Genomic DNA, 14,310 nt, shown 5'->3' with positions numbered 1-14,310 from the left:
GTATGTGATTATTTAAAAAGTAAATTTCTTTGTAAAAATTCAAATAAAAAAACCGACTGAAAAGCCGGTTTTGGGAACAACTATTTTTTTGATTCTTCAACAGAAACTTTTCTGAATTCCTTGAAAAGCTTGCTTAGTTCCAAAGCTGCTTTACGAGCTCTTGTTCCAGCTGCTTTGTTTCCTTTTTCTGCTTGTTGGTTTGCTTCAGTTGTGAAAGCTTCAAATTCTGCGTTGATTTTTTCAATTAGTTCTTTCATTATTTTTAAAATTTAGGCTGCAAATATAGCTTTTATGGTGATTCCAGCCTAATAGTGAAGAAAAAATATTCAAATTAATTGCTAAAAAAGTATGGTTTATTTTATTTTTCCCAGACAAGCAGAAATATTAAACAGTCTAAAGTATTTTTATTTGTCAGTTTTCTGAAATTTTGTAGTCAATAATCATACAATCTTTCTTTGCAGAAAACAATAAACCAATCTATTTCAACAAGTTGATATTCTAGACTAACTTGGCTTTTCTAACATTTCGAAAATTATTTCAGCCTGGTCACAGAAATTGCCACTTTTCTGATATCATCTGCTGCGCTTATTGTATTATTATTATCAATCACAGGAAAGTAAGTAACTCTATACCAACGCTCGTTCAGCCAGATATCCAACGTTTCAATTTCTGTAAGTCCTGTTGGAGGTGTCGACAAACTGGTAGGAACAGTGCTTGTTGTTTCATTGGCACCATAACCGTTCCATATTCCGTCATCTAAATTAATGAACTGTCCGTCACTCAGCCATTTATTCATAGTGCCATAATTTTGCGCTGTTGAAAAGGCGGCAAAACTTACTTTTATATTTTCTCCAGAAATATTTACCAAACGTGGAATTCCTGAAATAGTACCGTTTCCGGTTACAGGAGCAATAGCATAATAGTCGAACCTCATCCCATCAATGCTTGGAACTGCATTAACACCGTTGTTGTAACTGCTAAGATAATTTGCGGTAACAACAGTAGCAGTATTGGTACCTCCGGAACCTACATTTGCGGGCATAGAGCCATACCAATATTTCGCCTGACCCAAAGATAATCCTGAGCCTATCTCAACGTCACAACTCTTACCTCCAATATTAATTGCAAAATGGGCAGTCGCTGGGCTGCTTGCACTGGGCGTTCCTGTTACATTATAATTCAGCACCCCTGAACCTGCTTCAAAACTTCCTGAAGCTAACGTGGCAGTAAGTCCTGTAACACCGGTAGAAGCTATTGACTGAGCGGCATAAATGCCTCCATTACCACCAGTATATCTCACCGTTAAAGTTCCGGAATAGGAAGTACCAAGCACATATGTTTCCGGAGTAAGAGCTACCTGATCGCAAAGAATGCTTCCTATAGTACCATTTGCAAGTGAACCTCCATTGAATGTTCTCCACTCTGTTCCATTCCAAAAGACATATCCTACATAACTAAGACCTCCAGTTCCTTTGTTGAATATAAGCAATCCGACAGCAGGAGAAGAAATAGTTGTCGTATCTGTATTTGAAGTTAGGGCAATTCGTGGTGCAAGAAAACCTTTGCTGGAACTTGTTAAATCTAAAATTGATGAAGCATCAGGAGCTACTGTGCCTACTCCTACACTTCCGGAAGCTGTAGCGACAAAATCGTTGGCTTGCTGTGATTCTGTAGGAATTCCAGATGTGCTATTATCTTTTCCTCCATCTACATGGAAGATACCTTGGGGATTAGCTGTATTAATACCTACTTGACTGTTAAAAAGAGATACTGACGAGATCAGTAAAACAAACATAATGTGTTTTTTCATGTTGACTGTATTTATTGTATTATTCTGATGAAAAACAAAATATAAATTCTATATTTTGCTATTTTTAGTATTTAAACAAGATTTTTTTTAAACAATAACTATATTTGCGCTTACAGAAATTATCTTGTTTTAATTTTCGCTTTACAAAAATAAACACTTGAACATAGGGATAAATATTTGTGATAAATGAAAAACAATAAATCATTTATAAAAAAATAAATAATTGTAAATCAATATTTTAAATCAATCAAATTCAATAAATAAGAAAATAAAGCACACATGATAGAAGAGATTTATGAAAAAGGGGTAGAAAAGGAAATAAAAAACCTCTTGTCGGCTTACTTTAAGATAATGCTTTCGGTATTAATGCTGTTTACAATAATGTATCTTTTTTTCGTTAAAGATTCCCTGTTGACCTATTATACTGCTTGCGGTTTTATAATAATTCTGATACTTTTAGTTGTTTTGAATACACTGAACAACTTTAATCCATTTAAGTTTATAAAGATCTATTTATTCGTTGCTCCATTATATGCCTGCTTTTTATTATTTGTTTTCTGGAAATATACCATTCTGAATGTAGTTTGGTTTTTCCCGATTCCCATTGCAGCATATATTTTTTTGAGTAAAAGAGAGTGTTATATGTACTCTTTTTATACTTTTATTTTGATAGCTTTAGTGTATATTATTTCTACTCATTTTCATTTGAATCTCAGAGTGTATTCCAGAAATGAAATTCTGCTGTCGGATACGATTGTATTTTTAGCAAATTTTTTAGTGGTTCTTTTACTTATTTATTATAAAGAAAAAATTAAAATAGCAGAAACCAAAAGTATTCAGGAAATACTCAACAGTAAAGAAGAAGAAAATTTGAAAGAAGAACCGAAGAAAAGCGAGAATAACAAAACTGTTAATATTGATGAATCATTGCTGAAAAAATTATTTGAGAAAACAGACTCAGAAATCAACAGTCAAAAGCTCTTTAAAGATCCTGATTTCAGCCTTTCCAAACTCGCCTCGATTATGAATGTAAATCCAAGCTATATATCAAAAGCCATCCAGATCAATAATTACAAAAATTTTAATCACTATATCAATACATTGCGGATTATTCATGTAAAAAAAATGATCGAAAAAAGTGATTTGCAGAAACTTACCATGCTCTATATATATTCGGAGGCTGGATTTTCAAATCAATCTACATTTAACAGAGTTTTTAAACAAATTGAAGGAATAACACCCAGTGAATATATTAAATCACTATAATTACCAAATATAAAAAGATCCAAATCAGCCAATGCTCCCAAAATGTAAAACCTTTTAAAATAAAAAAAGGAAAAATTAAAATTTATTATAGATAATGTTAAGGTAAAACTTCACGATAAGATTAATCAAAAAAACACTTACTTAAATATAAAAAATCCCGAAACAACAATTTCTTAACTTTCTCTCACTAACACTTTAAAAGTTCTTGGTTCTACAACAAATTCAATCTTAAAAACCGTAAAAACAATCCTATAAGAATTATTTAAGGGTAACTTTTTTTGATCTACTCTCTTCGATATTTAAATTCTGTTATTTAGAAACTTTTATTTACTATTCATTTTTAAATTACGAAAAATTCTCTTTACACTGCACAATTAAGTAAAACTACTGACTTTTTTCTTTCCCAGACTGATTAATTTTGAAGAGTAAAACTGATGATTTCGGAAATCTTTAAACCTCTATTTTGAAGTTAAAATAATTTTCAGAATCAAAAAAACTTATCATTATAAAAACGAAATTACCATGCTGAAAAGACAAAAAGAAAGTATTGAGCAGGAAAGCCTGTTTCTGAGAACATCCGCAGACAGTTCTCAGGGTTTTCTGGAAAACCTTATGAAAGGGTATTCCAAACTCACGATCGATGATCCGTTGATTCCTTTCAGAGAAAAAAATCTGAACCAGATTGTAGATAATGTAGACTATGGCATTTTAAAGGCTCTGGACGGAACCTGGGTGAGCTACAACGCCGATTACAATAAAAATATCGACAGAACAATGAACGGAAGCGGCGTTCATACCACGATTATGCCTTCACCGGGAACGAATTCGGGAACAATTCCGGGAAAGTTCAGCTTTGAATGTGAAGAATACATTGAAAAACTGGTTTTTTCTCTTGTTCCGGGAGGTGTACGCAATCGTGGCGGGGCAAATGAGCTTTTCTGCGGGGCTATAAAGTACGAGCAAAGCATTAAAAGTGTAAATACCCAAAAAGATAATCCGGATTTGCTGTACACACCTATTCATGAAGAAAACGGAATGTATCTCTGGCTGAGTGATGTCTACAATCACGCAGCCACAAAGGAATCCATCGAAAGAGACCGCGGAATTCATGCTTTTGATGAGGAAGATTACAAAAACTACGGGTACAAAGGCGAATACAGAAACGAGCCTTTGGTGCAGGTGAAAGATGAAAACGGAAATCCTCAGTATATTCTGATGAGTGAACTGAAGGAAGGACAGGAATATTATGAGATTATTCCGGCAAAAGAACTGAAACCGGGAGCCGGTAATCGCGGACCGTATTTTATTCCGGATTATTCTATTTCGCGAAGCGGAGTGATTCCTCACGGAAGCACGATCACTTTACTGGGCGACATTGTTCCTTCCCAATCCAATTATCTTGTTCAGGGAGCTCCGCAGTTTCCGGAAGGCGATAAAGCATGGAATTATGATTTCCTTTCTGTTTCGCCAACGATGGGAGGAGCAGGAGCGAGTGAAACGCATCCTATCAATCTGGATGAGCCCGCTCCGGCTTGGGTTCACGAAACGCTAAATGACCAAAATGATCCGGGAGAAAATAAAATTTACACGCAGAGAATTCTTGCACACGATCTTTATCCTTATTCGGTAAGACCGGATCTGAGATTAAGAGATACGCTCAGCGGACAGGAAGTTAAGAATTATGTTTTTCTTCAGATGTCTTCCAAAAACAAAACCGGTGCACAAGGCGGGATTTTAAATGTTCCTTTTGTAAACCGTTTTGTTCCGACGGTAGAGGTAAATTTCAGAATGTGGATCGAAACGGTGGTAGAAAACGGAAGAGAGATTCTTCAGCTTCAGTATGAGCAGATTATTCTTTTTGAATTCCATTTCGGAGATGACGGCGGAACAACAAGCTGGCCGCATATTCAGGTGAACACGCTTCGAAAACTGGAGGATATTCCTGAAGATCAGAGAAAAATTATAGAAGAGCAGTTTTTTGAAGGAACAAAAACTCCGGAAAATATATCCTTAAATGCTCCGGCTGCGACATCAGGCTGTCCGTATCACAAAGGGTAAGTAAATATTTATACTATGGTTTTAAAGAAAGCAGCGACGGCACAAGTGCCGTCGCTGCTTAATATACGCAATACCTATTTAACAATTATTAATTTAACCAGAAAAGATTTTATCTAGGATAAAATTAAACATCAATTCTTTATTGAAAATCTTTGATTTTCTTGCGCCTTAAAGATTTGAGACTAATAGAAATCTTGCGTCTTTGCATTTTCCAACAAGAATATTTTTGTTTTAAAAAACTTTAAAATCTTTATTAACTTTAACTACAGCAGCTCAATCTTTTGTCCTTTTTTGTGGTTCAAATAAAGAGCTTAAACAAGTTTAAAATTTAATGATTATCCTTTTGCTTTTTCGTCTGTGAAAAGTTCTACACAATCTCTTTTTTCAATAAGCTGCATCGGATATTGTTCGGGATTGTAAACCCCGTTCAAAACTTCATTCAGAGCGTGTTTTTTGCTTTCTCCAAAGGTGACGATCAAAATATTTTCTGCGTTATTGATGATGGGAGCTGTAAGGGTAATTCTGAACATTTCCTGAGGTTTCAGATAATAGGCATCCACCCACTTTTCTTTTTCCCAAAGCACTTTTTCTCCCGGAAACAGTGATGCTGTATGTCCGTCGTCTCCCATTCCCAACAGAATAAAATCAAAACTTCCGTCATTTCCCAGAACATTTCTGATCTGATTTTCATATTCCGCAGCAAATTCTTCCGCAGAAACTTCGTCTTTATACATCGGGAAAATGTGATCTTTATGTACTGAAACATGATCGAGAAGTGTATCGAATGTCATTTTAGCATTGCTTCTCTCGTCATTCAGCGGAACCCATCTTTCGTCTACCCAGAAAAAAAAGACTTTGCTCCACTCTATTTTATCTGCATATTCCCCGGAAGCCAACAGTTTAAAGATAGCTTTCGGAGAGGAACCTCCACTTAGCGCCACCACAAAACGGTCGTGATCCTGAATCGACTTTTCAGCCAAATCTACAAAACGGTCTGCAGCTTTTTTATATAATGTATCTAAATCGTTAAATACGGTAATCTTCATTTTTACTTTTTTCTTTATTATATTAAATCTGTTTAGACTTTTATTTAACCGCGAAAGTCACAAAAATTGAACTAAATTTTTATTTAAAGCTGATCATTATTAATAAAAAAGCTCACAGTTTTTAAAAATGAGCGCTTTGATTATTATAGAAATTCACTTTAAAATTGTCTATCGTTTCTTTTGTGGTTAATTCTGAAATAGTTTAACACAAGTTTATTTTTAAACCCAGTGATGTCCCTGTCTTTCTACCAGAGCAGTACTTTCTTCAGGACCCCAACTTCCGGCTTCATAGTTTGGGAAAGAGGCATCTTTTTCATTTGCCCACGCTTCCTGAATGGTTTTTACCACATCCCATGCTTCTTCCACCTGATCGGAACGCATAAACAGGGTTAAATCTCCTAAAAGTGCATCCAGCAATAAGGTTTCGTAAGCTTCCGGCGTATCTTCCTGACAGGCAAAATTATCAAAAATCATTTCTACAGGTTTTAAAACCAGAGAAAGTCCCGGTTTTTTTGCCATAAACTGCAATCGGATGTCCATTAGCGGCTGAATATTGATAATCAGTCGATTGGCAGACAATTGTTGCGAGCTTTCTGAAAACGTAGAATGCGGAAGCGGCTTAAACTGAATGGTGATGTAAGAATGTTTTTCTTTCATCTTTTTCCCTGTCCTTACGTAAAACGGAACATCCTGCCATCTTTCATTATCCAGATAGAACTTTACGGCTGCAAAAGTTTCGGTGTTGGAATCCGGCGCAATCCCTTCTTCCTGTCTGTATCCTTTTGCTTTTTCGCCATTTACCGACCCTTTTCCGTACTGTCCTCTTACTGCGTAATGGTCTACTTTTTCCGCAGGAATTCTTCGGATAGACTTTAATACGTCCACTTTACGATCTCTGATCTCTCCGGATTCCAGTGAAGCAGGCGGTTCCATTGCCACCATGCAAAGGATCTGCAAGAGGTGATTCTGGATCATATCTCTCAATGCACCGGTCTGTTCATAGAAGCTGCCTCTGGTTTCCACTCCTACTTCTTCGGCTACCGTAATCTGTACAGATTCAATATGTTTGTGATCCCACAAAGGTTCAAAAATAGCATTTCCGAACCTGAAGGCAAGAATATTCTGTACGGTTTCTTTTCCCAGATAATGATCAATGCGGTAGATCTGTTCTTCTTCAAATGCTTCTGCCAAAAGGCTGTTCAGTTCAATCGCAGACTGTTTATCGTGTCCGAAAGGTTTTTCGATAATAATACGGTCTTTTTTAGGATCTGAAGCAAGCGATGCATTTTTGATATGATTGGAAATGGTAGCGACAAAATTAGGACCTATTGAAAGGTAAAAAAGTCTGTTTCCTCTTGTTCCGTAGACTTTATCAAAACTTTCCAGCTTCTGATTTAGATTTTTATAGGAACTCTCTTCATCAAGCTGATGCTGAACATACGTTATGTGTGCCTGAAAACCCGCCCAGTCTTCTGAAGTTACTTTTTTTCTTGAAAAGCTGTTCAGGTTTTCTCTGATGTAATTTTTAAAATATTCGTCGGAATTATCTGCTCTTCCCAAAGCGATGATGTTAAAGCCTTTCGGCATTCTTCCATCTATATACAGGTTGTAAAATGCAGGAAAAAGTTTTCTTTTTGCTAAATCTCCTGTTGCGCCAAAAATGATAATTGTTGTTGGCTGCAAAACTTTATTTTCGCTCATTTCTGAATTTTAATGATTAAAACTTTCCCAGTTGGTGTGAAAAACTCCCTCTCTGTCGGTTCTCTGGTAGGTATGTGCTCCGAAATAGTCTCTCTGTGCCTGAATCAGATTCACCGGAAGAGATTCCGTGGTATAGGCATCAAAATATCCTAAAGCCGTCTGAAGTCCTAAGCTTGAAATACCGTTTGAAACTGCAAAAGCTGCTGTTTTTCTCAATGAAGAAACCTTTTCTTTAACGATAGCTGCGATATTTTCATCAAGCAGAATATTGGAAAGCTGAGGATTTTTTGTGTAGGCAGTATAGAATTTCTCCAATAAAACAGAACGGATAATGCATCCTCCTCTCCAGATCTTTACTACATCTTTCAGAGGAATTTCAAACTGATATTCTTCAGAAGCTTTTACCAGTAAAGCCAGACCTTGTGCATAGCTGATTAATGTTGACAAATACAGCGCCTCTCCCACTTCTTTAATGAAAATCTCTTTGTTCTCAGGAGTTACAACTTCACTGTGAGAATACAGTTGCGAAGCTTTTATTCTTTCGTCTTTATAAGCTGATAAAATTCTGGACGTTACCGCAATATCAATCGTCGGAATTGAAACGCCGATTTCCATTGCCTGTTCGGAAGTCCATTTTCCGGTTCCTTTAGCACCTGCTTTATCTAAAATCTGATCAACCAGATAACCATCGGTTAAAGAATCTTTCTGCTGGAAAATGTCTCTTGTGATTTCGATCAGGAAAGAATTCATCTCTCCGTTATTCCATTCTTTAAACACTTCATAAAGCTCATCATTTGTAAGCTTTGCTCCTTTTCTCAGCAAATCATACGCTTCGCTGATGAGCTGCATAATGGCATATTCAATCCCGTTGTGAACCATTTTCACATAATTTCCGGCAGAACCTTTTCCCATGTAGGCTGTACACGCATCACCATCTACCTTGGCTGCAATGGCTTCCAGCATCGGCTGTAAAAGTCCGAAAGCTTCCTGATCTCCGCCCGGCATAATGCTTGGTCCTGTTCTCGCTCCTTTTTCGCCTCCGGAAACTCCCATTCCCATAAAATGAAGCTTTTGGGAAGCCAGATCCGCCACACGTCGGTCGGTATCTTTAAAGTAAGAATTTCCGGCATCTATTACGATATCTCCTTCGCTCAGAATCGGTTTAAGATTTTCTAATACCGCATCTACCGGTTTTCCGGCAGGAACCATCAGAATAATTTTTCGCGGTGTTTCCAGCTGCGATACAAAATCTTCCAGAGAAGGTATACCTTTTATATTCATATTGGAAGTTTTCTGTTCTTCCAAATCTTTTATTTTTTCATGATCAAGATCAAATCCTGCAATAGAAAATCCGTGATCGGCGATGTTGTACAGGAGATTTCTCCCCATAACTCCCAGTCCGATCATACCATAACTGTATTTTTCCATTATGATGATGTATTAGTAAATGTTTAAACGTTTAAAGCTTTAAAATTAAGCATTATGAAAGTGATATAGAAATAAGATTCATAAAAATTTTCTATCTGATGTTTAAGGCAATATTTAAAATTTGCTTAAAAATATAATCCTCAATTGTTTACTACAGAAATGTCATACAAAAACTGGCAACACGTTTATGTGCTGCCAATTCTTAAAAAATAATCGGATATATTTGAAATCAAGAAATTTTTCCTGCCAGTCTTCTTACCATTCCTTTAAAAATAATTCCGTGAAACGGCAAAACAGAATACCAATATAATCTCCCGGTTAATCCATGAGGTCGAAAAACCGCTTTTTGCCAAAGTTTACCTTTATACACTTTAAACATTAACCACGCTTCTCCGGGAAGTTTCATTTCTGCAAAGAGGATCAGTTTTCCTTCTTCTTTATTAGCGTACAAAACACGCCAGAAATCCAGTGCATCACCTTCATGAAGTTTATCGGGATGCGTTCTTCCGCGTCTCAATCCCGGTCCGCCAACCAATAAATCCATAAAACCGCGAACCTTCCAGAGACTCTGACCGTACCATCCGTTTGCGCCGCCTAAAGAAAAAACTCTATGGAGACATTTTTCACGGTCATCATATTCTTCAGTTCTTAAATCTACAAAACAGCCGTATTTTGGAACATCAAGATAATCTTTCAGGCTGGAATCGCTTCTGCTGCTAATAAAGCTGTCTTTCCAGCTTGAAGCAATTTCGTTGTCCTGAATTTTAGCCAAAGTTCTTCTTAACGCCGTATCATAAGAAAAAGGCTGAACTCCGGTAATCTGTTTAATTTCCGCAAGGCTTTCCGGTCTGCAGATAACTTCAATCTTCATGCTTCCAACCAGAGCAGAAGCTAAATTGTACGATGTTGAAGTAATAAAATACAGCCAGTACGAAGACAATTTCGGAGTCATTACAGGAACGGTAAAAATCTTTCTTTTCAATCCTCTGATTTTGGCAAACTCCAAAAGCATTTCTTTGTAGGTCAAAACATTATCACAGCCAATGTCAAAATTTCTGTGATACGCCTGTTCTTTAAATAAAGTAAAAATCAGAAAATCCAGAACATTGGCAATTCCAATCGGCTGACATTTTGTGTGAAGCCATTTCGGAGCCACCATCACCGGTAATTTTTCTACTAAATCTCTGATGATTTCGAACGATGCACTTCCTGAACCAATGATAATTCCAGCCCGTAAAACGGTTGCCGGAACTTTACATTTCATCAGGATTTTTTCAACTTCAAATCTTGAACTCAGATGTTGAGAAAGCTCTTTTTCATTCGCCAAACCCGAAAGATAAACGATGTGTTTACAGTCGGTGGTTTCAATATAATTTGAAAAATTAACGGCGCATTGTCTTTCAATTTCTGCATAATCGTTGCTGTTGCTCATCGAATGCATCAGATAATACGCTCCGGAAATATCTTTCGGAATATTTTCCAGTGTTTCGGGTTTCAGAAAATCCACTTCCACCACTTCAATCTGGGCATCATCAATATCCACACTTTTAGAAAAACGGTTTTTATCTCTGCAGCAGCAGATTACCTGATAACCTTGTGCAGCGATTACGTTAATCATTCGTTTCCCGATGTATCCGGTAGCGCCGGTAAGCAGAATTTTTTTCATAAGATTGGTTTTGGTGACTGGAATTTGTTTCTCAGCGTAATGAGAAAATTATACCTTTTCTAAGAGATGTCCAAAATAATCTTTCTTTTTTGAAAGATAACTTTCATTCACCTCATTCGATTCTATTTCCAAAGGAACTCTGTGATTGAGAATGATTCCGCTGTTTTCCAGAGATTTAAGCTTATCCGGATTATTAGTCAGCAAATTAATTTCTTTCACATCCAAAATTTTAAGCATTTCCACCGCTACATCAAAATTTCTTCCGTCTGCAGGCAAACCCAGCTTTAAATTGGCTTCCACCGTATCAAAACCTTTTTCCTGAAGTGCATATGCTCTTAACTTATTAATGATTCCGATATTACGCCCTTCCTGTCGAAGATAGATAATCATTCCTCCGTTTTCCGACATATATTTCATTGCCGCATCTAATTGCTGTCCGCATTCACATTTTTTAGAATGAAAAATCTCGCCTGTGATACACTCCGAGTGAAAACGTACATTTACCGTTTTGCTGAAATCTGTGTTTTCTGCTACCCAAACCAAGTGCGGATTCCAGTCTTCTTCGTGTTCTGAGAATGCATAAACAGTAAACATTCCAAAATCTGTAGGTATATTCGATTGTGCCTGTATTGTCAACATAATTCAAAAATTAAATGGTTTATATAGTACAAATTTATACTTTATTTTAATTAAATGTAAATTTATTTACTAAATTTGTCAATAAATAAATTCTATTATGCAAGAACAAGCCAATATCACGCAGGAAAAAATATTTGAATTATACGGAGATTATCTTTTGAATCACGGAGAAAAACCTAAAAACGCTTACCTTTTTGCCAAAGAAAATAATTTTGAAGAAAAAGAGTTTTACCACTATTTCTCAGGATTCGAGCAGATTGAAAGAGAAATATTGAATCATCTTTTCACGAAATCTCTGGAACTTGCTTCGGAAGTGAATTCTTCGAGCGAAGTGACAACAAAAGAAAAACTACTGAATGTGTATTACATTTTCTTTGAAAATATGACGATGAACCGTTCTTTAGTGTTATCTATTTTAGGAAGCAATAAGATCCAGAGTATCAAAACGCTTCAGAATCTTAGGGAAACCCACAAACAATTTGTCAATACTCTCGATTTCAACGAATGGGAAATGATTGAAAAAGCCAAGGAAGATATCAGAAAATTCAACGAAAAATCGAGACAGGAAGCACTTTGGCTCCATTTGGTTTCCGCCATTGATTTCTGGAAAAAAGACACTTCTCCTGATTTTGAAAAGACTGATATTTTCATCGAAAAAACCATCGATACGGGTTTTGAACTGATGGACAACGAGCCATTGAGAAAAGTTTTCGACCTTGGAAAGTTTCTTTGGAAGGAGAAGTTTAAAATGAGTTGATGAATGGCGATTGGCAACTGGCTTTTGGTTTCGAATAAGCTAATATTTATTTGGGCAGCTATTTCCGCCCTCCACTCCCGCTTTTTTGCAAACCAATGACTTCGATTCCTCAGCCATTGATTTACAAAAAGAGCTCCACTCAGGTCGGGCTGTGAGATTCGCTGATTCAAGAATTAAAGATAAAAGAATGAGGCAATTCGGCTGCGAAAATGAATGAAAGTAATCTAGAGAATAGTGCGCTCCGTAGGTGTGGAATCTGTGTAGAAATTACGAATAATTGTGTTGAAGAGAACTCCGCAGGAGTTTAATCTGAAAATTCAAAGATGAATTAAAAATAGCACTCCTACGGAGTGCCGCCAAGAACAAATACTTTAAGCTACACAGATAAAGCTCCCAAAGGAGCTTAACACAACACCCTTGCAAACTTAAAACAGTTAGCAATAAAAAAAATCTTTGCGAACATTGCGTTAAAAACATTTGACAAACAAAATTTAAAAATGAAAACATTAGATAAAATTCCTACAGGAAAAATTGAACGGACAAGTAGCCTGCTTAAAGCAGGAGCAAAAGTCGGTGTCAATTACCTGAAATATTACGGAAATAAAATCACGAAAGATGAAGATGAGGCACGTAAAATTCTGAACGAAGACAATGCTGCAGACATTTACGATTCGTTAAAAGAATTGAAAGGTTCTGCGCTGAAAGTTGCCCAAATGCTGAGTATGGAAAAAAACATTCTTCCGGTGGAATATGTGGAGAAATTCTCACTTTCGCAGTTTTCGGTTCCGCCTTTGTCGGGTGCTTTGGTGAAGAAAACATTCAGAAAATATTTCGGGAAAAATCCGGAAGATATTTTTGATGAATTTTCCGCAGAATCGGTTAATGCTGCGAGTATCGGACAGGTTCATACTGCAAAAAAAGACTGCAAAAAACTGGCTGTGAAAATACAATATCCCGGTGTAAGAGAAAGTATTTCGAGCGACCTGAAAATGGTAAAACCGATTGCGATGAAAATGTTCAACATCAAAAAAGAAGGTTCGGAATCTTATTTTCAGGAAGTGGAAGACAAATTGTTTGAAGAAACTGACTATAATCTGGAACTGAAACGAAGTCAGCATTTTGCAGAAGAATGCAGTCATCTTCCGAATGTGAAATTCCCCCATTATTATCCGGAATTTTCGTGTGAGAAAATCATCACAATGGACTGGATGTCGGGAATTCATTTCTCTGAGTTTACCAAAAAGCAGAATTCGCAGGAGAATTTGAATAAAATCGGACAGACGCTTTGGGATTTTTACATGTATCAGATGCATATTCTGAAAAAAGTTCACGCCGATCCGCATCCGGGAAATTTCCTGATTTCGGAAAACAATGAATTATTGGTTATCGATTTTGGCTGTATCAAAGAGATTCCGGAAGATTTTTACATTCCGTATTTCGAACTGGCGAAAGAAGAAAATCTGAAAAATCCTGAAATTTTCCGTGAGAAATTATTCACCTTGGAAATTCTTCGAGTCGAAGATTCAGAAAAAGAAAAAGAGTTTTTTGCCAAATTATTTTACGAATTGCTGGAACTGTTTACGAGACCGTTTAATCAGGAAAAATTTGACTTTTCAGATGAGTCGTTCTTTCAGGAAATTGCCGATCTGGGACAGAAATATGCGAAAGCAAGTGATATGAAAGGAATGAATACCAACCGCGGTTCCCGACATTTTATTTACCTGAACCGAACATTTTTCGGATTGTATAATATGATGCACGATCTGAAAGCGAAAGACGTGGCGATTAATAATTTTAAAAATTATTGTAAGTGATATTTAACCGCAAATCGAAGATTCGACGGAGCCAAAAGTCACAAAAGATTTTGATGAATTACAGGTTATTAAAATAGCCGAAAGGTTTGAAAACGATTTTGTTGGAATAAATGAATCATTAACAG

The 14,310-nt window shown here is 36.4% G+C and carries 11 protein-coding genes; 4 read left to right on the top strand and 7 right to left on the bottom strand.

Going from position 1 to position 14,310, the window contains the following annotated elements:
• Positions 1–80 precede the first annotated feature (80 nt).
• Positions 81–257: a histone H1 gene (locus BW951_RS15960; RefSeq protein ID WP_076394683.1), complete on the bottom strand. Its 177-nt coding sequence runs from the start codon at positions 255–257 to the stop codon at positions 81–83.
• A gap of 275 nt (positions 258–532) precedes the next feature.
• Positions 533–1,810, bottom strand: coding sequence for a hypothetical protein (locus BW951_RS15955; RefSeq protein WP_076394681.1), 1,278 nt, complete (start codon positions 1,808–1,810; stop codon positions 533–535).
• A 279-nt stretch (positions 1,811–2,089) separates the two neighbouring features.
• Here BW951_RS15955 and BW951_RS15950 point away from each other — a divergent pair, with 279 nt between their 5' ends.
• A complete protein-coding gene (locus tag BW951_RS15950) occupies positions 2,090–3,076 on the top strand; it encodes a helix-turn-helix domain-containing protein (RefSeq protein WP_084196460.1) in 987 nt (328 codons plus the stop codon).
• A gap of 522 nt (positions 3,077–3,598) precedes the next feature.
• Complete coding sequence (locus tag BW951_RS15945; protein ID WP_076394677.1) at positions 3,599–5,134, top strand: peroxidase, FMP-type; 1,536 nt, start codon at positions 3,599–3,601, stop codon at positions 5,132–5,134.
• A gap of 335 nt (positions 5,135–5,469) precedes the next feature.
• Here the strand turns inward: BW951_RS15945 and pgl are convergent, their stop codons facing one another.
• From pgl to ribA, 5 genes are all read right to left on the bottom strand, one after another.
• Positions 5,470–6,180, bottom strand: coding sequence for a 6-phosphogluconolactonase (gene pgl, locus BW951_RS15940; RefSeq protein ID WP_076394675.1), 711 nt, complete (start codon positions 6,178–6,180; stop codon positions 5,470–5,472).
• Between the two features lie 219 nt (positions 6,181–6,399).
• Complete coding sequence (gene zwf / locus BW951_RS15935; protein WP_076394673.1) at positions 6,400–7,881, bottom strand: glucose-6-phosphate dehydrogenase; 1,482 nt, start codon at positions 7,879–7,881, stop codon at positions 6,400–6,402.
• Positions 7,882–7,890: 9 nt separating this feature from the next.
• Positions 7,891–9,309: an NADP-dependent phosphogluconate dehydrogenase gene (gndA, locus tag BW951_RS15930; protein WP_076394671.1), complete on the bottom strand. Its 1,419-nt coding sequence runs from the start codon at positions 9,307–9,309 to the stop codon at positions 7,891–7,893.
• A gap of 229 nt (positions 9,310–9,538) precedes the next feature.
• Complete coding sequence (locus tag BW951_RS15925) at positions 9,539–10,975, bottom strand: SDR family oxidoreductase (RefSeq protein WP_076394669.1); 1,437 nt, start codon at positions 10,973–10,975, stop codon at positions 9,539–9,541.
• Positions 10,976–11,023: 48 nt separating this feature from the next.
• Positions 11,024–11,614, bottom strand: coding sequence for a GTP cyclohydrolase II (gene ribA / locus BW951_RS15920; RefSeq protein ID WP_076394667.1), 591 nt, complete (start codon positions 11,612–11,614; stop codon positions 11,024–11,026).
• A gap of 97 nt (positions 11,615–11,711) precedes the next feature.
• Here ribA and BW951_RS15915 point away from each other — a divergent pair, with 97 nt between their 5' ends.
• A complete protein-coding gene (locus BW951_RS15915; protein WP_076394665.1) occupies positions 11,712–12,371 on the top strand; it encodes a TetR family transcriptional regulator C-terminal domain-containing protein in 660 nt (219 codons plus the stop codon).
• 497 nt (positions 12,372–12,868) lie between these two features.
• Entirely contained in the window at positions 12,869–14,185 is a 1,317-nt protein-coding gene (locus BW951_RS15910) for an ABC1 kinase family protein (RefSeq protein WP_076394663.1), read from the top strand.
• Positions 14,186–14,310: the final 125 nt, after the last annotated feature.

Source organism: Chryseobacterium gambrini, assembly GCF_900156825.1.
GTDB lineage: Bacteria > Bacteroidota > Bacteroidia > Flavobacteriales > Weeksellaceae > Chryseobacterium > Chryseobacterium gambrini.
The sequence above is the reverse complement of the archived record's forward strand: the minus strand, read 5'-3'. Positions and strand labels throughout refer to the sequence as shown.